Annotated in this window: 22 protein-coding genes; 10 read left to right on the plus strand and 12 right to left on the minus strand. The window is 62.7% G+C overall.

Translation table 11 applies throughout. From position 1 onward, the window contains the following. Positions 1–4: 4 nt before the first annotated feature. Entirely contained in the window at positions 5–760 is a 756-nt protein-coding gene (locus YH62_RS08995) for a 3-deoxy-manno-octulosonate cytidylyltransferase (protein WP_046793868.1), read from the minus strand. 152 nt (positions 761–912) lie between these two features. Here YH62_RS08995 and YH62_RS09000 point away from each other — a divergent pair, with 152 nt between their 5' ends. After that, entirely contained in the window at positions 913–1,503 is a 591-nt protein-coding gene (locus YH62_RS09000) for a cytochrome c family protein (RefSeq protein WP_046793869.1), read from the plus strand. A gap of 69 nt (positions 1,504–1,572) precedes the next feature. Here YH62_RS09000 and YH62_RS09005 read toward each other — a convergent pair whose 3' ends face one another. Beyond that, a complete protein-coding gene (locus YH62_RS09005) occupies positions 1,573–2,517 on the minus strand; it encodes an AEC family transporter (RefSeq protein ID WP_046793870.1) in 945 nt (314 codons plus the stop codon). A gap of 360 nt (positions 2,518–2,877) precedes the next feature. Here YH62_RS09005 and YH62_RS09015 point away from each other — a divergent pair, with 360 nt between their 5' ends. Next, positions 2,878–3,870: an adenosine kinase gene (locus tag YH62_RS09015; protein WP_046793872.1), complete on the plus strand. Its 993-nt coding sequence runs from the start codon at positions 2,878–2,880 to the stop codon at positions 3,868–3,870. On the opposite strand, the gene YH62_RS09020 is transcribed toward YH62_RS09015, so the two are convergent. Next, entirely contained in the window at positions 3,863–4,417 is a 555-nt protein-coding gene (locus tag YH62_RS09020) for an SH3 domain-containing protein (RefSeq protein ID WP_046793873.1), read from the minus strand. The genes YH62_RS09015 and YH62_RS09020 overlap by 8 nt on opposite strands. A 201-nt stretch (positions 4,418–4,618) precedes the next feature. On the opposite strand from YH62_RS09020, the gene YH62_RS09025 reads away from it, so the two are divergent. Further along, positions 4,619–5,623, plus strand: a complete 1,005-nt coding sequence (locus YH62_RS09025) for a D-glycerate dehydrogenase (RefSeq protein ID WP_046793874.1) — start codon at positions 4,619–4,621, stop codon at positions 5,621–5,623. A 2-nt stretch (positions 5,624–5,625) separates the two neighbouring features. Here the strand turns inward: YH62_RS09025 and YH62_RS09030 are convergent, their stop codons facing one another. The 4 genes from YH62_RS09030 to YH62_RS09045 all read right to left on the minus strand — a co-directional run bounded on the left by YH62_RS09030 (position 5,626) and on the right by YH62_RS09045 (position 8,734). Then, on the minus strand, positions 5,626–6,096 hold the full coding sequence (locus YH62_RS09030) for a GNAT family N-acetyltransferase (protein WP_170986286.1): 471 nt from the start codon (positions 6,094–6,096) through the stop codon (positions 5,626–5,628). Beyond that, the gene (locus tag YH62_RS09035; RefSeq protein ID WP_245282077.1) at positions 6,096–6,878 is read right to left on the minus strand and encodes a molybdopterin-synthase adenylyltransferase MoeB; all 783 of its coding nucleotides are present in this window, start codon (positions 6,876–6,878) and stop codon (positions 6,096–6,098) included. Before YH62_RS09035 ends, YH62_RS09030 begins: the two co-directional genes overlap by 1 nt. 28 nt (positions 6,879–6,906) lie before the next feature. Beyond that, positions 6,907–8,031, minus strand: coding sequence for a DNA replication/repair protein RecF (recF, locus tag YH62_RS09040; RefSeq protein WP_046793877.1), 1,125 nt, complete (start codon positions 8,029–8,031; stop codon positions 6,907–6,909). A 313-nt stretch (positions 8,032–8,344) separates the two neighbouring features. After that, positions 8,345–8,734: a hypothetical protein gene (locus YH62_RS09045; RefSeq protein WP_046793878.1), complete on the minus strand. Its 390-nt coding sequence runs from the start codon at positions 8,732–8,734 to the stop codon at positions 8,345–8,347. A gap of 731 nt (positions 8,735–9,465) precedes the next feature. Here YH62_RS09045 and YH62_RS09050 point away from each other — a divergent pair. Next, a complete protein-coding gene (locus YH62_RS09050) occupies positions 9,466–9,675 on the plus strand; it encodes a SlyX family protein (RefSeq protein WP_046793879.1) in 210 nt (69 codons plus the stop codon). A 7-nt stretch (positions 9,676–9,682) separates the two neighbouring features. On the opposite strand, the gene YH62_RS09055 is transcribed toward YH62_RS09050, so the two are convergent. Next, complete coding sequence (locus YH62_RS09055) at positions 9,683–10,276, minus strand: TetR/AcrR family transcriptional regulator (RefSeq protein ID WP_046794306.1); 594 nt, start codon at positions 10,274–10,276, stop codon at positions 9,683–9,685. Between the two features lie 104 nt (positions 10,277–10,380). Between YH62_RS09055 and YH62_RS09060 the strand changes: the two genes are divergently transcribed. Next, positions 10,381–10,647 carry a hypothetical protein gene (locus tag YH62_RS09060; RefSeq protein ID WP_046793880.1) on the plus strand — a complete coding sequence of 89 codons (267 nt, stop codon included), beginning with the start codon at positions 10,381–10,383 and terminating at the stop codon, positions 10,645–10,647. A 340-nt stretch (positions 10,648–10,987) separates the two neighbouring features. Here YH62_RS09060 and dnaJ read toward each other — a convergent pair whose 3' ends face one another. The 3 genes from dnaJ to YH62_RS09075 form a co-directional block, all read right to left on the minus strand. Then, positions 10,988–12,118 (minus strand): molecular chaperone DnaJ, encoded by a 1,131-nt coding sequence (dnaJ, locus tag YH62_RS09065; protein WP_046793881.1) that lies wholly within the window; start codon positions 12,116–12,118, stop codon positions 10,988–10,990. 92 nt (positions 12,119–12,210) lie between these two features. Next, on the minus strand, positions 12,211–14,121 hold the full coding sequence (dnaK, locus tag YH62_RS09070) for a molecular chaperone DnaK (RefSeq protein ID WP_046793882.1): 1,911 nt from the start codon (positions 14,119–14,121) through the stop codon (positions 12,211–12,213). A 207-nt stretch (positions 14,122–14,328) separates the two neighbouring features. Next, positions 14,329–16,647 carry a transglycosylase domain-containing protein gene (locus YH62_RS09075; protein WP_046793883.1) on the minus strand — a complete coding sequence of 773 codons (2,319 nt, stop codon included), beginning with the start codon at positions 16,645–16,647 and terminating at the stop codon, positions 14,329–14,331. Between the two features lie 240 nt (positions 16,648–16,887). On the opposite strand from YH62_RS09075, the gene YH62_RS09080 reads away from it, so the two are divergent. Further along, entirely contained in the window at positions 16,888–17,070 is a 183-nt protein-coding gene (locus YH62_RS09080) for a hypothetical protein (protein WP_046793884.1), read from the plus strand. 266 nt (positions 17,071–17,336) lie between these two features. Further along, positions 17,337–17,588, plus strand: a complete 252-nt coding sequence (locus tag YH62_RS09085) for a hypothetical protein (protein ID WP_137326579.1) — start codon at positions 17,337–17,339, stop codon at positions 17,586–17,588. On the opposite strand, the gene YH62_RS09090 is transcribed toward YH62_RS09085, so the two are convergent. Then, positions 17,570–17,821 carry a glycine zipper domain-containing protein gene (locus YH62_RS09090; protein WP_046793885.1) on the minus strand — a complete coding sequence of 84 codons (252 nt, stop codon included), beginning with the start codon at positions 17,819–17,821 and terminating at the stop codon, positions 17,570–17,572. The genes YH62_RS09085 and YH62_RS09090 overlap by 19 nt on opposite strands. 257 nt (positions 17,822–18,078) lie before the next feature. Between YH62_RS09090 and YH62_RS09095 the strand changes: the two genes are divergently transcribed. From YH62_RS09095 to YH62_RS09105, 3 genes are all read left to right on the plus strand, one after another. Next, positions 18,079–18,285, plus strand: a complete 207-nt coding sequence (locus tag YH62_RS09095) for a hypothetical protein (RefSeq protein WP_046793886.1) — start codon at positions 18,079–18,081, stop codon at positions 18,283–18,285. A gap of 175 nt (positions 18,286–18,460) precedes the next feature. Then, complete coding sequence (locus YH62_RS09100) at positions 18,461–18,691, plus strand: hypothetical protein (protein WP_046793887.1); 231 nt, start codon at positions 18,461–18,463, stop codon at positions 18,689–18,691. Positions 18,692–19,006: 315 nt separating this feature from the next. Continuing rightward, positions 19,007–19,222: a hypothetical protein gene (locus YH62_RS09105; RefSeq protein WP_046793888.1), complete on the plus strand. Its 216-nt coding sequence runs from the start codon at positions 19,007–19,009 to the stop codon at positions 19,220–19,222. The last annotated feature ends 26 nt before the right edge of the window (positions 19,223–19,248 follow it).

A 19,248-nucleotide genomic window follows, 5' to 3' on the forward strand; every position in this document is an offset into this window, starting at 1 on the left:
TCCGTCAGGAGATGCGGCCGGCGAGGATCGCTCGGGCCTTTTCGAGGTCGGCGGGAGTATCGACCCCGAGTGGGACCGAGTCAACGATTTCGGCATCGATCCGCATTCCCGCTTCGAGAGCGCGGAGCTGTTCGAGCGATTCGCGCTTTTCGAGCGCCGAACGCTCGAGCGACACGTATCTTTCCAGCGCCGCGCGGCGGAATGTATAGAGGCCGATATGGTGATAGAGCGGCCCCGGCCCGTAGGGGGCGGTCGCGCGCGTGAAATAGAGCGCTCTCAGGCGAGTATCCGAAATCGGCGAACCGACGATCTTCACGATGTTGGGATTGGTCTTTTCGTGTTCCTCGGTAATCTCGGTCGTCAGTGTCGCTATATCGGTCGTCGGGTTGTCCAGAGGCCGAAGCGAAGCCCGCACCACCTCGGGCTCGACGGTCGGCAGATCCCCCTGCACATTGATGACGAGGTCGACTTTCCCTTCCGGATCGGCTTTCTGCAGCGCCTCGAAGATTCGGTCAGAGCCGACCTGGTGGTCCGCGCGGGTCATCGTTGCTTCGAAGCCGGCATTGGTGACCGCGTCGAACACATCCTGATGATCGACGGCGACGATGATTCGCCCCACCTGTGCTTCCTGGGCGCGGCGCGCCACCTGGACGATCATCGGCAGCCCGTTGATGTCCGCCAGCGGCTTGCCCGGCAGGCGGGTGGAAGCCATTCGTGCGGGGATCAGCACGAGCGTCCGTTCGAAAGCGGAATTCTTCATCGGATGGCCCTTCAAATCCCCGTCCAATAGTGTCAAAAAGTCTCACGCGGGGGATTACAATTCGTGTTGCAACGGCAATGCAAAAGACATAGGTTCCGCGCAATTTCAAGATGGCCCGCCCTCTGCCGGCGGTTGGGAAGGAGCATTTGCTGATGAGCCCCTATGTGAACATGGCGACTGGCGCCCTGCTTGCCTCGGTTTTCGTCATGATGTCGGTGTCCATTGCGTCGGAAGGCCTTTTCCATTCCGAAGCTCCGGAAAAGGAAGGTTTTGCCATCGTCGCCGCTGAGCCCACGGAAGGCCAGGGTGGTGGTGCCGAAGCGCCTGCCGCGGTGCCGATCGCTCAGCTCCTGGCCTCTGCTGATGCCGCAGCCGGCGCGACTGTTTTCAAGAAGTGTCAGAGCTGTCATTCCATCGAGAAAGGCGGACCGAACAAGGTCGGCCCGGATCTTTGGGGCGTCGTCAACCGTCCGATCGCCTCGCATGAAGGCTTCAGCTATTCGGCTGCAATGAAGGATTTCTCCCAGGGCGGCGCCGTCGTCTGGGACTTCGAACACCTGAACCACTTCCTTGCCGCGCCGAAGGCCTACATCAAGGGCACCGCAATGGGCTTTGCGGGCCTGAAGAAGGACGATGAGCGCGCCAACCTGATCGCCTATATCCGCGAGCAGGCTGATTCTCCGGTTCCGTTGCCGGACCCGAACGCCGCGCCCGCCGAGGCTGCGCCGCCGGCGACGAACTGATCCCCTCGAAATTCCATCGGAAAGCCCGGCCTCGCGCCGGGCTTTTTCGTTGCGCTGGACCCTGTAGGATCAGCCAAGCAGCCAGGCCCAGAAGCTGACCGAAACGACGCCGAGCGCCGTCGTGATGCTGATCGTCGAGGCCGCGAGGCTTTGGCCCGCGTGGAAGCGTTGGGCGATCAGCCAGGCATTGATGCCGGTCGGCACCGAGGAGGTCAGCACCAGGGCGGAAGTCCATGCCGGCGAAAGGCCGAGCATCCGGCTCATCGCGAAGACCACGGCGGGCATCAGCAGGAGCTTGAGGGCGGATGTCGCGCCCGTGAGATCGAGATGGCCGCGAACCGGATATTTGGTAAGCGCCATGCCGATGGAGATCAAAGCGGCCGGAGCGGCGGCACCGGCGAGCTGGTCGATCACGGTCTTCAAGGGAGCGGTGAAGGTCAAGCCCGAGAGATTGAAGGAAAGCCCCGCAGCCAGCGCGATCACCAGCGGGTTTCGGACGAGATTGGTCCCCACCTGCTTCAATACCATGGGCAGGTTGCGTCGGCCGCCCCCGTCCACCTTGGCGACTGCGTGCTCCATCAGGATCGTTCCTGCGATCATCATCAGCGGCAGGTGGATGGCGAGCAGGATCGAGATCGCTACCAGCCCATCCTCTCCGACGCTGCGCCCGACGAGCGGCAGGCCGATGAAGACGTTGTTGGCGAAGGCGCTCGAAAGGCCGGCGACGACACCGATCTTCGCATCCCGCCCGAAGAGCCGTGTCGCCAGGAGATGAGCCACGGTCCAGGTGACCGCGACGCCGGAAAAATAGGCGGTCCAGAGCCGGAACGGAGAAGTGCCTTCGAAATGGGCCTCCGCCAGGGTGCGGAAGATCAGCATCGGCACCGCGATCTTGAACACGAATTCGCCTAGCGCGTCACCGGTCTCCTCCTTCAGGATTCCGGTTCTGGCCACGAGCCATCCGATCAGGATCAGGAGGAAGACGGGAGCGACATTGACGAGAACGGAAGACACTGGGGGAGGCTTTCGGGAGAGTTGACCCTTATGCGTCTAACGCATGTCGTCAGCCGCGACAAATGCGTTTACCGCAGAAGTGCTGCTCTTCTTCGGATTCTCTTGCTTGTGAGGCGGTAGGTGGACAAACAAAAAGCGGGGCACTTCTCCCCGCTTTCCGTACCGGCTTTGCCGGCCGCCGATCACCGCCGCCATTACATCCATGGTCGGCCGCCGATCAGGCTTGAATTCTTCTAGCAAGGCGTGATGACAGGGGTATGACATCCGGGACTTCTGCGGTATCCGGTTCTTTCCTCTTCCATTCTCGGGGAAAGCCGAATACCGGTTCTCCACCACCAGCCACCAAGGGACCGACACCGTATGCCAGAATTCGACGTGCTCGCCATCGGCAATGCCATCGTGGATATTCTCGCCCGTTGCGACGATCAGTTTCTCGACGACAACGGCATCATCAAGGGAGCGATGAACCTGATCGATGCGGAGCGCGCGGAGCTCCTCTATTCGCGCATGGGTCCGGCGGTCGAAGCTTCCGGCGGCAGCGCGGGCAATACGGCGGCCGGTGTCGCCGGGTTTGGCGGCAAGGCAGCCTATTTCGGCAAGGTAGCGAGGGACCAGCTCGGCGAGATCTTCCAGCACGATATCCGCGCTCAGGGCGTCTATTACGAGACAAGGCCCGAGGGCAACCATCCTCCGACCGCGCGCTCGATGATCTTCGTGACGCCGGATGGCGAGCGTTCGATGAATACCTATCTCGGCGCCTGCGTCGATCTCGGCCCGGAGGATGTCGAACCTGCCGTGGTTGCCGGGGCCAGGGTCACCTATTTCGAGGGCTATCTCTGGGATCCGCCGCGCGCCAAGGAGGCGATCCTTGAAAGCGCCCGCATCGCGCATGAGAACGGCCGCGAAGTCTCCATGACGCTTTCCGATCCCTTCTGCGTCGATCGCTACCGGGCCGAGTTTCTCGATCTGATGCGATCAGGCACGGTGGATATTGTTTTCGCCAACAAGCAGGAGGCCCTGTCCCTCTACGAGACCGAGGATTTCGACCTGGCGCTCAGGAAGATATCCGAGGATTGCAAGCTCGCGGCTGTGACCCTGAGCGAGGAGGGCGCGATTATCGTTCGCGGGGACGAGCGGGTGAAGGTCGACGCCTATGTCGTCGAGGAGCTGGTCGATACGACAGGCGCGGGAGACCTGTTCGCGGCAGGTTTCCTGTACGGTTATACCCAGGGCCGCTCGCTCGAGGACTGCGGCAAGCTCGGCTGCCTGGCAGCGCACATCTGCATTCAGCAGATCGGCCCGCGTCCCATGGAATCTCTGAAGGAGTCTGCTGAGCGGAAAGGCCTTATTTGAAGGCCTCGCCCGGATAGGCGCCCCAGACCTCCCCCTGATTGACCCAGCCTTCGGTGCCGTTGGCCTCGCCGCGGCACCAGTCGCCATTGCATTCGCTGATACGCAGCACGACGCCCGGCTGCAGCTTGGCGACGACCGGTCCCGAATTCTGCGGATCGCGGCGCATGTTGACGTAGATGTCCTTGCCCTTGCCGCGCATCCATGGCGCGGCGACGGCGGTTCGTTCGCCGGAAAGCAGAGCCTGGTTGACCCAGCCCTCCGTGCCGTCCGCATCGCGTACCCGCCGCCAGTTCTCGTATTCCTGGATGACCTCCATGGGAGTGCCGGATTTCATGTACATCCAGGCAACCGCATAGTCGGTGCTCGGGCCGATGCGGATATTGACCTTTCTGGACTTGAGGCTGACGAAGCGCGGCAGCGGAAGTCCGCTCGCCCCCTTTGCCGCGCCTTGAGCGTAAGCCGGCGCCGTTGCGACGAACGTGGTGGAAAACAGGGCCGTGATGCCGAGGGAGAGGGCGATGCACGACGAGAAAATTGCGCGACGCATGGGTGTATCGATCCGTGTTCGGCGGCCCTGACGATCGCAAGCCGCACCGATTCCTGCCGGGGCGGAATCATGACGGTCAGCCCCCTTGCGAGGTTTTGTTTGTCTTCGCCGACGGGTCTGGTAGAAACGCCCCTGAATGCATCGAATATCGCGCGACTTGGTTAAGGACCTCCTAAAAAGATGTCTCATGGTAGCGAGCCCATGACAGCGAAGAAGAAGCCCAAGGTCTATATCACCCGCAAGCTGCCGGACGCGGTGGAAACCCGCATGCGCGAGCTTTTCGATGCCGAGCTCAATATCGACGACCGGCTGCGCACTCGCGAGGAACTGGCGGCGGCGATGGGAGCTGCCGACGTTCTGGTGCCGACCGTGACGGATCGCATCGACGAGAAGCTGATCGAGACGGCCGGCCCGCAACTCAAGCTGATCGCGAGCTTCTCCAACGGCATCGACCATATCGACGTGGATGCCGCCGCCAGGAAGGGGATAACCGTCACCAACACGCCGAACGTGCTGACCGAAGACACGGCCGACATGACAATGGCGCTCGTCCTGGCCGTCTCGCGCCGTCTTACCGAGGGTGCCCGCATATTGACGGATCATCCGGGCGAGTGGGCCGGGTGGAGCCCGACCTGGATGCTGGGGCGGCGGATTTGGGGCAAGCGGATAGGGATCGTCGGCATGGGCCGGATCGGCACCGCCGTTGCCCGCCGCGCCAAGGCCTTCGGCCTTTCGATCCATTATCACAACCGCAAGCGCGTCAATCCGGCGACGGAGGAGGAGCTGGAGGCGACCTATTGGGACAGCCTCGACCAGATGCTTGCCCGCGTCGATGTCGTTTCGGTGAACTGCCCTTCGACGCCGGCGACCTTCCACCTTCTGTCGGCGCGCCGGCTGGCGCTGATGCAACCGACCTCGATCATCGTCAATACGGCGCGTGGCGACATTATCGACGAAGCCGCGATGATCCAGCTCCTTCGCGACGGCAAGATCGCCGGCGCGGGGCTCGATGTCTATCAGAATGAGCCGGCGGTGAACCCGAAATTGGTGAAGCTCGCAAACGAGGGGCGCGTGGTCCTTCTGCCGCACATGGGCTCGGCGACGATCGAAGGTCGCATCGACATGGGCGACAAGGTCATCATCAACATCCGCACCTTCTTCGACGGCCACCGCCCGCCGAACAGGGTACTGCCCGGCCGCAACTGAGGTCATGTTATCCGCTTCTGCATCTCGATCGAGGTGACGCGGGCAAAGCCCGGATGTGAGTTCTCCGCCGTCTTCGTGAACCCCCATTTTACGAAGGTCGCATGGTTGCCGGCAAGCTCGATGCGGGTTTCGAGCCTGAGCGCCGGCAGACCATTCTCCCGGGCGGTATTCTCCGCAATCTCCAGCAGCCGGCGGCCGATACCCTTGCCCTGATGGGTGGGCGCAATGGCGAGCTTGCCGAGGTAGAGACAGCGGGGTTCCGGTTTCATGAAGATGCAGCCGACGAGCCGGCCGTCCTCGATCGCCGCAAACGCGATCTCGTCACGAGCCTTCCGCGCCAGCGACGCGGGCGTCAGCCGATGGGCCGAGGAGAGAGGGTCGATAACGCCGTCCATATAGGCGAAGGAGGACAGGATGAGGGCGAGCAGTTCATCCCAGCGGCCGAAATCCTCGCCTATTCCAGTGATATCGATCATTCGGCGGCCGCAGTTCCGGCGCGGCGCTTGTAGCGGATGGTGTCGAAACGGGCGGAGAGCCCGTCATAGAGCATCAGCCGGCCGACGAGGGGTTCGCCGATGCCGGTGATGACCTTAAGTGTCTCCATTGCCATCAGCGTCCCGATGACGCCGGTCAGCGCGCCGAGAATGCCGGCTTCGGCGCAGGAGGGGATGAGGCCCTCGGGCGGCCGCTCGGGAAATAGATCGCGGTAGGAAGGATTGGGATTTCCGTCCGGTCCGGCCTCGTAAGGCTTCAGCACCGTGACCGATCCGTCGAAGCGCCCGACGGCGCCGGTGACCAGCGGAACCTTCGCGATCTCCGCCGCATCGGCCGCCGCATAGCGGGTATCGAAATTGTCCGAGCCGTCGACCACGAGATCGAAAAGCGAAAGATGCCGGTCCGCCCATTCGAGAGAGAAGCGCTCTTCGAAGTTCAGGGTCCGGACGAGCGGGTTGAGCTTTTCGATCGAGCGGCGCGCGCTTTCGGTCTTCAAATCTCCGATCGTTCCCGAATCGTGGATCACCTGCCGCTGCAGGTTCGAAAGGGAAACCCGGTCGTCGTCGATGATGCCGATCGTGCCGACGCCGGCGGCTGCCAGGTAATAGAGCACCGGAGCGCCGAGCCCGCCGGCGCCGATCACCAGCACGCGGGCGTTCTTGAGCTTCTGCTGTCCCGTCCCGCCGACCTCCGGCAGGAGGATATGGCGGCGATAGCGTTCGATCTCTTCGGGTGTCAGGTGTTCTTCCATGCCTGCCATCATATCACCGCCGGGTGGGACGTGTAACTCAGGATGTGACGGCCCCATGCGAGACCGTGAAGAATTGCGCGCGATCCGCAAGCGCGGCGAACATGGCCTTGTCCGTGCCGGTCATGAAGGATTGGCCCCCGAGGTCGTGAACCAGATCGAAAAGCGCTGCCCGCCGCCCTTCGTCGAGATGCGCGGCGATCTCGTCAAGCAGCAGGACCGGTGCAAAGCCGGTCATGTTGGCTGTAAGCCGGGCATGCGCCAGGACGAGGCCGATCAGCAGCGCCTTCTGCTCGCCCGTCGAGCAACGCTCGGCCTCCATGTCCTTTTCGCGGTGACGCACCAGAAGGTCCGAGCGGTGCGGTCCTTCGAGCGTGCGGCCCGCGGCGGCATCCCGGTAGCGGTTCTCGCGCAACATGGAAAGATAGTCGTCCTCGAGCTCGGCGGCGGGCTTATCGCCGGCCCCATCCATGAAGCCCTGAAGAGAAAGGACGGGGGAGGGGAAAGGCGTCTCGCCGGAGGCTGCGGAGAGCGTCCTGAGCAGCCCGAGCATCTCGTTGCGGGCAGCGGCCATGGCAATGCCGAGCCCCGCCATCTGCGCTTCGATGGCGGAAAGCCAGGCAGGATCGAACCGGCCTTCCGAAAGCAGCCGGTTGCGGCTGCGCATGGTTCGCTCGAAATCGGCAGCGCGCCGCCCATGGGCGGGATCGAGCGAGAGCACCAGCCGGTCGAGAAAGCGCCGCCGGTCGGAGGAGGGGCCCGTGAACAGCCCATCCATCGCCGGCGTCAGCCAGAGCACGCTCAGGTGGTCGGAAAGCTCCTCGGTGGATTTCGCCGGCGTGCCGTTGACGCGGAGCTTGCGGGTAACGGCCTCGCCTTCGCCGGCTTCGATACCCGTGCCGATCGACACCTCGCCTTCCATGCCCTCGACATCGGCGAAGATGGAAAAGCCGCCGGCGGCGCCGACACGCGTGACATCGGCAAGAACGGCGCGGCGCAAGCCCCGGCCGGGCGACAGGAAGGAAACGGCCTCGAGCAGGTTGGTCTTGCCCGCGCCGTTCTCGCCGGTCAGCACCACATGCCGCCCGTCGAGCGCGAGCGCGGCTTCCGCGTAGTTGCGGAAGTCGGTGAGCTTGAGCCGGGAAAGGGAAACCTTCTGCGCCATGGGAATCGCGTTCTTCGTTGAACAGGAGCTAAGGGTTATAGGCGAGGAAGGCAAGGCTGGGTGTTTATTCGGGGTGGCCCGCTCGCATGTGATTACGCCTTATCCGGGGCCTCCGGACGGGGTGAGGGCTGCGACCTCGCGTGGAGCCCCTCCCCCTTGTGGGGAGGGGTTGGGGAGGGGATCTTTTGCTGGTCTCAAAGACCCCTCCCGCCTGCCGGCCACCCTCCCCACAAGGGGGAGGGTTAGACATGCCGCGCTGCCTCATACTCCATGCAAAATAGCGCACACCGCGTTTCTACCCCACCACCTATCATCACTCCGCATCCATCCTTCGCCTGCCATCATATTTGGGCTCGTCGTCCTCCTTCCTGCCACCAAGCTGCCTCATGCCCGCCAGCACCTCCGGCTGGCGTGCCCCGCGAGGGCCGACACAGGGCGGAAAGCTATTATGGTAACTCGGCTCGGCTCGATATTGCGCCTCGGTGAGAAAGCCCTTGCAGGCTTTGGCCCGGCGGCAGGATGAAAGGTTGCAGGTTTTCCAGAAGCCGAGATAGGTCGTGACATATTGGGTGAATTTCTGGCGTTCGCGGGATTTCTGACGTTCGGATAGCGCGCTGAATTCACCCAAGGTCATCCATGGAAGATAGAGCTGCCTGTTCTCTTCTTCGATGATGCGGCGCCATTCCTCTTCGCTTTTCGGCATCGTTCCTTTCTCCCTGATCTTCTTTCCGGCACGATATGGCGCGCGGTTTCGTTCACGCGGCCGGTTCCGGCTCCCGTGTTCGGTCCTGGTTTCCTTTCCCGGCGGACCGGCCTGCCTTTTTCTTCGGAGAGCCCACACGAATGCGGAACCTCGCAATTGTTTAGTTCAGTGGCTCCGCATTCGCGTGGCCTTCGGCGTTCTCTAGGGGCTTCCGGCCCCTACAGGTGAAAAGCCTCGCCTCGCTGCGCGGCCCTTTCAGGCCACTTGCACGGCTCAACCGAACCTGGCCTGGCGGCCAGGGGAAGGCTTGATAGGGAGGGTTTGCCTTTCGGCGCGTCTCCCATGGCTTTCACCCCCCTCACCTTTCCCGCACGTTACGGTTCCGATGAGGGCGCCGGCCCCCGCCTGCCCGCGAACGTCTCGCGAAACACTCCGGCGACGGAAGCGGGACGATTGTAGGCATGGTTGGAGAGGGCGGGGATGAGAAAAGTGACAAGTGATTGATGCGATTAGGATGAGGTGGTGGTTTTATCCCCGCAAGACGTGTCGTTTGCGAGAAGGCGAAGCGCTCATAGGCCGATCCCCGGCTCATCCTCGGGCCGCCCTCGGGTTAAACCCGAGGGCGAGGCCCGAAGATGACGAAAGAGAGCGGAGCAGGGGTGCCCAAAGTCACGGCACTTCGATAAAGAAGGTTTGGATGGAATTGGAAGCACCAGAGGAGCCTAGCCCAATTGTCCGCTGACGACGAACGCATTACCCGTCTCGAAGAGACCGTCGCGCATCAGGCGAAGACGATCGAGGAACTTTCCGATCAGCTCGCCGAGCAATGGAAGGTGATCGAGCAGGTCCGCGCCAAGCTCGACCGGCTGACGGAGCGGTTCCTCTCGCTGGAGGAGGCTTCCCTGGAAGCCCCGCCGATTACCAAGCCGCCGCATTTCTGATACGCCTTCAGGCGCGGATACCCTCGGTCAATTGGCGGGCGAAGAGGCGCAGGTCCTCCGGGTCCGGATCGAGCCGGTTGGTGAGCAGCCGGTTCCAGGCAAGGCTCGAAACCATTTCCGCCAGAAGCTCGGGATCGGCCCACCCCGCCACCTCCTTCCGCGCCTGGGCGCGGCGGAAAATCTCGCCGATATATTTGCGCCGGCCGGCCGCATAGGCTGCAAGCGCTTCCGCAGCAGCAGCGTCCGACTGTGCCTCGGCGATAACCGAGCGGAAGATCGCGCCGCTTCCGGTCTGCCGCCAGTGCTGAAAAAGAGCGGTCAGGAAGAGGAATATATCTTCCGCGACGTTACCCGTATCGGATATCGGCACCGTCTTCTGGCGATGATAGACATCCAGCAGGAGGACCGCTTTCGAAGGCCACCAGCGATAGATGGTGGGCTTGCCGGCCTTGGCGCGCTTGGCGACGGCCTCGATCGAGAAGGCGCTGAGCCCGCTTTCGACCAGGATCTCCTCGGCAGCCTTGAGAATGGCTTCCTCGCTGGCGGGATTGCGTTGTGCGCCGATCGAGGTGCGGCGCCCGATCGCTTCCTTCACAGCCATGTCGTTGGTCCTTTCGCTCCTTCCGCCGTCATACCGTATTTTTCCCTTGAACGAAACGTTGCGTTTCATTATATACGAAACGTATCGTTTCAATGGAGAGAGAAATGACCACCATCACTCCACAAGCCGCTCCAGTTGCTGCAGCAACTCGCTCCGCTCCGTCGAAGTTTCGACTGGCTTCTCTCTTGATCGTCGCCGTCTATCCGCTGATCACCGCGCTGCTCTACGTCGTCATGCCTCTGACGGAGGGCTGGGCGCTCTGGCAGAGAACGCTTGTCATCGCGCCGCTGATGGTCTCTGCCATCGTCTTCGGCATCTCGCCGGTCATCCAGAAGCATTTCGGCTGGTTCGTGGCGCCGAAGCCGCGGTAGGCGCGTTGAAGAGCGCGCACCGGCATCTACGAGCCGCATAAGGTGATGGACGATCCGCGAAGCGGCAGCCGCGATAGGTTCTGAAGGGGTTGGGAAAAACGCCGTCGCAAGATTCGCTGTTCGCGTCATCCTCGGGCTTGTCCCGAGGATCTAACCACGGTTCGGCGGGCTCGGGCTTGCTATTGGGCGGCTTAGATCCTCGGGACAAGCCCGAGGATGACGGCGGCGCAAAGAGGGCCAGCGGCAAGCTCGACGCTTTACCGGCCCGTCGCTTTGGCTCCGGGCGTTCGCTGCTCAAAACGCTCCACCGGAGCGTTTTGCCGGCTGACGCCGTCGCAGCTCACCCCTCGAAGAATTCCTTCATCCGGGCAAAGAAGCCGGTGGATTCGGGATTGTTCTCCTTCGACGAAATCTGCTCGAATTCCTGCAGGAGTTCGCGCTGCCGCTTGGTGAGCTTCTGCGGCGTCTCGATCTGGATCTGGATGTAGAGATCGCCCGTCTGGCTGGAGCGGAGCACCGGCATGCCCTTGCCCTTGAGACGGAACTGCTTGCCGGCCTGCGTACCTTCCGGCACGGTGACTCGGGATTTCGTTCCGTCGAGGGTCGCCACGTCGAAGGTGCCGCCAAGTGCTGCCGTCGTCATGGAGATCGGCACGGTGCAATAGAGATCCGCGCCGTCGCGCTGGAAGAACTGGTGCGGTTTCACCGACAGGAAGATGTAGAGATCGCCAGCCGGGCCGCCGCGCGCGCCGGCTTCGCCTTCGCCCTGCAGGCGGATGCGGGTGCCGTCCTCGATGCCGGCCGGAATGTTGACCGAAAGCGAGCGCTCCTCGGCGATACGGCCCTGGCCGTGGCACTTCACGCAAGGATCGGGAATGATCTGGCCGCGGCCGTGACAGGTGGGGCAGGTGCGTTCCACCGAGAAGAAGCCCTGGCTGGCGCGAACCCGGCCGCTACCCTGACAGGTGCCGCAGGTCTTCGGTTGCGTGCCGGGCTTGGCGCCCGAGCCCGAACAGACGTCGCAGGTGATCGAGGTCGGAACCCGGATCTGCGCCGTCTTGCCGCTGAAGGCCTCTTCGAGCGTGATTTCCATATTGTAGCGAAGGTCGGCGCCGCGTTCCCGCCCGCCGGAAGAACGGCGTGCGCGCCCGCCGCCCATCATTTCGCCGAAGATGTCCTCGAAAATATCCGAGAAGCCGCCGGGCCCGAAACCGCCGCCCATGCCGGCGCCGCCCATGCCGCCATGCTCGAAGGCGGCGTGGCCGTAACGGTCGTAGGCCGCGCGCTTCTGGGGATCCTTCAAGGTCTCGTAGGCCTCGTTGATCTCCTTGAACTTCTTCTCGGCCTCATGGTCGCCCGGGTTCTTGTCCGGGTGGTACTTCATCGCGAGCTTGCGGAAGGCGCTTTTCAGCTCCTTCTCGTCAGCCGACCTGCCGACACCAAGAGTTTCGTAAAAATCTGCTTTTGCCATGGAGGTAACGGCTCCGGAAAGGATTCCGGCTGCACGATGGCAGCCGGATTTCTAAGTCGACGATCGAAGGTCCGCCAAGAGGGCGGCTTTCGTCAAGCCGACTTCTTGTCGTCCTTGATTTCTTCGTAGTCGGCATCGACGACGCCGTCGTCATTCTGCTTGCCTTCCTCGGAAGCATCGGCGTTCTCGGCCTGCTGTGCCTCGTAGATCGCCTGGCCAAGCTTCATGGAAACTTCCATGAGGGTCTGTGTCTTGGCCTGGATGTCGTCGGCATTCGGTTCGGAAGCTTCGACGGCGGTCTTGAGCGAGGCGATGGCATCCTCGATCGCCTTGCGGTCGGTCTCGGAAACCTTGTCGCCGTAATCCTTGAGCGACTTCTCGCTCGAATGGATCAGGCTTTCGGCCTGGTTCTTGGCTTCGACGCCGGCACGGCGCTGCTTGTCGGCCTCGGCATTGGCTTCGGCGTCCTTGACCATCTTCTCGATCTCGGCGTCGGAAAGACCGCCCGAGGCCTGGATGCGGATCTGCTGTTCCTTGCCGGTGCCCTTGTCCTTGGCCGAAACCTGGACGATGCCGTTGGCGTCGATATCGAAGGTGACTTCGATCTGCGGCACGCCGCGCGGCGCCGGAGGCAGACCGACGAGATCAAACTGGCCGAGCAGCTTGTTGTCGGCAGCCATTTCGCGTTCGCCCTGGGAAACACGGATCGTCACGGCCGACTGGTTGTCGTCTGCGGTCGAGAAGACCTGGGACTTCTTGGTCGGGATCGTGGTGTTGCGATCGATCAGGCGGGTGAAGACGCCGCCGAGCGTTTCGATACCGAGCGAGAGCGGGGTCACATCGAGCAGCAGCACGTCCTTGACGTCGCCCTGCAGAACGCCGGCCTGGATCGCGGCGCCCATGGCGACCACTTCATCCGGGTTGACGCCCTTGTGCGGCTCCTTGCCGAACAGCTGCTTGACGACTTCCTGGACCTTCGGCATGCGGCTCATGCCGCCGACCAGCACGACTTCGTCGATTTCGCCTGCGGTGACGCCGGCATCCTTCAGCGCGGCCTTGCAGGGCGCGACGGTGCGCTGGACGAGATCATCGACCAGGCTTTCGAACTTGGCGCGGGTCAGCTTCATCGTCAGGTGCTTCGGACCGGAAGCATCGGCCGTGATGAACGGCAGGTTGATCTCGGTCTGCTGCGAGGACGAAAGCTCGATCTTGGCCTTTTCAGCAGCTTCCTTGAGGCGCTGGAGGGCAAGCTTGTCGTTCTTGAGGTCGATACCCTGGTCCTTCTTGAACTCGTTGGCGAGATATTCGACGAGACGCATGTCGAAGTCTTCACCGCCGAGGAAAGTGTCGCCGTTGGTGGACTTCACTTCGAAGACGCCGTCGCCGATTTCCAGAACCGAGATATCGAAGGTGCCGCCGCCAAGGTCGTAGACGGCGATCGTCTTGCCGTCCTTCTTGTCGAGACCGTAGGCAAGTGCTGCCGCAGTCGGCTCGTTGATGATGCGAAGGACTTCAAGACCTGCGATCTTGCCGGCATCCTTGGTTGCCTGGCGTTGCGCGTCGTTGAAGTAGGCCGGAACCGTGATGACGGCCTTCTCGACCTTCTCGCCGAGATAGGATTCGGCGGTTTCCTTCATCTTCTGAAGGACCATCGCGGAAATCTGGGAGGGGGAATAGGACTTGTCGTGCGCCTTCACCCAGGCATCGCCATTGTCGCCCTTGACGATCTCGAACGGAACAAGGCCCTTGTCCTTCTCGACGGTCGGATCTTCGTAGCGGCGGCCGATGAGGCGCTTCACGGCAAACAGGGTATTGGTGGGGTTGGTGACCGCCTGGCGCTTGGCCGGCTGGCCGACGAGGCGTTCGCCGTCCTCGGAAAATGCGACCATGGAGGGCGTGGTGCGCGCGCCTTCGGCGTTCTCGATCACCTTTGCGTCCTTGCCGTCCATGATGGCGACGCAGGAATTGGTGGTACCGAGGTCGATGCCAATTACTTTAGCCATTTCTTCTCTCTCCTTTAAGCGAACCGTCGGAACCCCGATAGGCATTCCGCTGACAGTCCCTCGACTGGGATGGTCTTCTTAGGATTTCGCAGCATCGGCTGCGGTCATGCGGCGTATATAAGGACGGGATTTTCCGACTGCAAGGCAGGAAATCGCCCGTAGCCTAGCAAAAATAACGGTTTGCGGAACTCCTCGAAGGCGGCGTTTTCAGCGTCCCATGATGAGGTCGAGGAGCGTGGTCTGCGGCGGGTCGCGCCCGGAGCCGGAACCGCCCACCTCGCCGGGCGGGATGGGCCCGCCGCCGACATCCGCCGGGGGTACGGGGCCGGACGCGTCATAGGGCCCGCGATAGTCGCGATAATCGCGCACCGGCAGGTCGGACGGTGGAGCGACGTCCCGATAGGAACTGTCGGCCGGCGCGGGAGCCGGCGGATATTCGTCCTGATGGCGGCCGCCGGAAAACACGCCGGAAATGATATCGCCGATGGTCGTCGGGTCGGAGGGCGCCTGCGGGGAGGCGGGTGGCAGGTCATAGCCGCCATGGCTGCCGAAGAGCGGGGTCGGCGTGTAGCCCTTCATCGCCGCCGTCATGAATTCCTGCCAGGCGCGCGCCGGAAGCCCGCCGCCGGTGACCTTCTTCATGTAGGCGCCGTCGTCGTTGCCGAACCAGACGCCGGTGGTCAGCGTGCTGGTATAGCCGACGAAGAGCGCGTCGCGGAAGGACTGGGTCGTGCCGGTCTTGCCTGCCGCCTGCCAGCCGGGAATGCGGGCGGCCTTGCCGGTGCCTTCGGCGATGACGCGCGCCATCATATTGTTCATGGTGGCGGCGATCGCCTCGCTCAGCACCCGGGGCGGATTGGCATAGTCGCTTTCGTAAAGGACATTGCCGTCGGCATCCAAGATGCGCTTGACCACATGCGGAGTCGCCTTGTAGCCGCCGTTCATGAAGGGCGCATAGGCCGCTGTGAGCTCCACCAGGGAGACTTCGGAGGTGCCGAGCGCGATCGAGGCATTCGCCTGAAGATCGGATTCGACGCCGAGCCGATGGGCGAGGCTCACCACTTCCTCGGGACCGACTTCCATGACGAGCTGGGCCGCGATGGTGTTCAGCGACTGAGCGAAGGCGGAGGAAAGCGTCACCTCGCCGCGATATTTCTCGTCGTAGTTTGAGGGCGTCCAGTTACCGATCCGGACCGGCGCGTCGTTGCGGACGGAATCCGGCCGGATGCCGGCCTCCAGCGCTGCGGCATAGACGAAGGGCTTGAAGGCGGAACCCGGCTGGCGCCGCGCCTTCGTTGCCCGGTTGAACTGGCTCTCTGCGTAATCCCGGCCGCCGACCAGCGCGCGGATCGCGCCCGTGGCGTCTATGGCGACCAGGCCCGCCTGCGAGGCGTTGAGCTTGGCGCCGTTCTTGTCGAGCACGTCGGTAAGCGCCTTTTCGGCTTCCCGCTCCAGCCTGAGATCGATGGTAGTCTCGACCGTCACATCGCTCTTGATCTCGCCGATCAGCGATTTCACCTCGTCCATCGCCATATCGGCGGCATAGTGCTCCGCGCCGGACCAGTAGGAGCGTGCCTTGGTGGGCGGCTGCGACATCGCCGTCTTGATCTCGTCGGCGGTGATATAGCCTTCCTCCTCCATGGCTCCGAGCACGACCTGGGCGCGGGCTTCGGCGGCCGCGGGATCGCGTGCGGGAGACAGGCGGGAAGGAGCCTTGAGGAGGCCGGCGAGCAGGGCGGCCTCGCCGAGGTTCACCTCACGCGCCGATTTGTTGAAATAGCGCCGCGACGCCGCCTCGACCCCGTAGGCATTGGAGCCGAAGAACACGCGGTTGAGATACATGGCGAGGATCTGGTCCTTGGTGAACTTGTGCTCCAGCCAGAAGGAGAGCAGCACTTCCTGGATCTTGCGCTCGAAAGTGCGCTCCGGCGACAGGAAGAGGTTTTTGGCGAGCTGCTGGGTGATCGTCGAGCCGCCCTGGATCGGCTGGCCGGTCAGGTTGTTGACAAACGCGCGTGCGAGCCCGAACGGATCGACGCCGAAATGGTAATAGAACCGGCGGTCCTCGATGGCCATGACGGCTTGGGGAATGAAGGGCGACATTTCCTCGAGCGACAAGGCCTCGCCGCCGGTGGCGCCGCGATTGGCGATGACGGAGCCGTCGATGGCCGTGATCTTGATGTTCGGCGGACGGTCGGGGATGGACCAGCTGCTGGCGGCGGGCATCTGCGCGCCGTAATAGAGCACGATGCCGCCGACGCCGATGCCGGCCCAGATGCCGAGCACGATGCACCAGTAGACGAGCGAGCGCAGCGATCCGAAAAAGCCGCCGCTACGCCGCGAGGCGGGCTTCCCGCGGGGCTTGCGCCCAGATGTGGATTTGGCGGGTTTCGGCGCACGCTTCGCCGCGCCTCTTGCGCCGGCGACCCTGTCCTCGGCTTCGAGGCGGAACTCATCCTCGTCCTTGTGGTCTTCACCGTCGAAGGAGGGTTCTATCCGCTGCCCTGATCTGCCTCTGGCCGCCATGATGAACCGGCCCGCCTCCTTGGTTCCCGCCCGTCCCGATGACCGGCTCTGTCTCGCATTCGTCGCCCAGGCTCTCGCTGGAGTCTAAATGCGGCAATTTAAAGGGGGGTTAAAAGGCCAAATCGCGAAAAACGAGCATCTTCAAGCCCTTGTTATCAGGCTGGTCACGATCGCAGAAGGCCTTGACTTTCGGCGGGAAACATGAGAACAAAAAGAGAACATATTGAAGTGGAGATGGCGATGACCAGGACCGAACAGGTAATCGAACGCGCCATGGCGGCAGTCGCGGCGGCGCGAGCAGCGCGGGAGGCGGATGAGCGGCGCCGGCGCGAGACCTTCCAGCGCGTGCAGATTGCAAACCTTCGACGCCCCACGGTGCCGAAGGGCATCCAGCTTCCGTTGGATCTGTTTCGGCCTAACTGAAATCTCGTCAGGCGCGTATGAACAAGGCTCCTACGAGTGTGAAGACGACCAGCGACTGCAGGATGAACATCGGCAGTTGATCTGACATTTTGGGTAACCTCCGGATTTTCGGGGGAGAAGTGCTGGAGCGCCCATTAGGTTCCGTCCACGGCTTTCTCACCGATTGAACCAGGTCGCGCGCTTGCCGGCCTCTTCTTCTCTCCTGTGCGTGTTTCCCGCGAACAAAATCCATGATGGCTTGTTATGAGGCTCCAGGAGAGAAGCCGATGAACAAGATCGTGGAAGCTGTGATCAGGAAGAAGGACGGATGCGTGCCGGTCGGGCTGATGAATGTCGGGCAGGCATTGAGGATGCCCAAGGAGCCGGCGGTCGAATTCAGCCATCCCGCCTTTGAAGCAGGCGAAACGGATGTCTTCATCGACCGTGACATGCTGTCGAAGCTGATGCCGCCAGGACGGCCGGCAGAGCCGGCCGCCGGGCGGGTTTCGGATGGTGCCGTTCAGCACCGGTCGATGTAGCGGTTGCCGTTGCGGTCGCGATAGTAGCAGCGGCCCGGCTGGTCGGCGACGTTGCCGATCAGGGCGCCTCCTACGCCGCCGATGGCCGCACCTACCGCTGCGCCTCGAACATTGCCCGTGGCCACGCCGCCGACGACGGCACCCGTGGCAGCGCCGATACCTGCGCCGCGCTCCGTGGCGGTGCATGCTGCAAGGGAAAGACTAACGCAGGCCATGGCGATAATTTTCTTCATTTCGCTCTCCATCCTCTACCAGCCCGCCATTCCTAACGCTTGAGCGCGGAACTGGTTGCAGAAGTTCCAGTCCCGGAAGCGTCAGGCGTTCGCCCGGGCGCATGAAAGCCGCTCTAACTTATTGAATTCACGCATCCTGCTTTCCGAAAGTCGATTTTGATTTTCGGACCGATGCCGCAAGGGCGCGAATTCGTGATTTCGGATTTACCCGGCCGCGGGTTACTTTCCCCTCGCAACCGAAAGCGAAGGAGAATGACATGAAGACATTTCTCGTAATCGCAGCAACTCTCGGCCTGACGTCGTCCATGGCGCTTGCGGATTGCGCAGGTCATGTGACGGCTTCGAAAGAGGTCGACAAGAATCTCACCACCGCCAGCATCACTAAGGCGGAAGAAGTGCGCAACGAACAGGCAATGGTTCTGAAGCGCGACGAGGCCGCCAAGGAAGCTCCGGCAACCGAATAATCGCTGCAAACCGCGCCGGCTGCCATGACCGGCGCGGTTTTTACGAGGCTTGTCGCGATCTTTCGGGTTCTCTTCCCATATTTCCTGCGCAACTCCGTCCGCCCGTCCGTGGATCGGCGCGGAACCTCTTGCGCCATCTCCAAGTTGTCCTTGCTAGAAAAAGGGAGGCAGAAGCATGGCAAGAAGAACTCTCGGTGCGGGCTTTACCGGCGATGTGACGGAGGAGACAGGTGTTGTCGCGAAGGCAAAAGGCGCGGCGCGTCATGTGAAGGACGAAGCCGAAATGGTCGCGGCCCATGCGGCCGATCATCCGGCCGCGAGCGGTTCGGCGGTGGCATTCGTCGGGGTCCTCGGCTTTGTGCTTGGCTACCTCTGCGGAACCTCCTCCACCTCACGCCACCGGTGACGACCGAAGCCGGTCTGCGGATGTGCCGCAGGCCGTGACGCCAAAGCTCCGGCCAAAGCTCCGTATGTAGCGGCAAGCATTTGTGCGCCACGAAAAAACCATAGAATCCCAGTCTCGATTCCAGTTCACGGCTTTCGCGATTCGTCGAAAGCCGGCCTGTGCCGTGTCATGTGGGATACGGAGACAGGAAGCGCAATTCTCGCTGGCGGGCGTAGGGATGCGCGAAGCGATCCCGCCGACCGGTCGAGGCGGCGCATCGCCAAGGTTACGCAAGTCCGTTCACGGGGGACGGGCGGGGTGATCGGGAGGTTGACAATGCCGATGCAGACGACGATCCGCAATCCGGTCAGTCCGGATCAGTTAACCTTGCTGCAGCAAGTATTCGACGAGACCTGCGCCCAGCACCAGATCGACAAGGCAAGTGCCGACGGGGAGGCGCTGGCGATCATCCTCGTCCACACCCTCCAAAAGGGGTTGGGCGATCGCGAGAAGCTGGAGGCACTCGCGCAGATCCTGGCCGAGAACCGCTGAAATCTACGTTTCCCGGAACCTATGCG

Source organism: Rhizobium sp. LC145 (genome assembly GCF_001005825.1).
In the GTDB taxonomy this organism is placed as follows: domain Bacteria; phylum Pseudomonadota; class Alphaproteobacteria; order Rhizobiales; family Rhizobiaceae; genus Neorhizobium.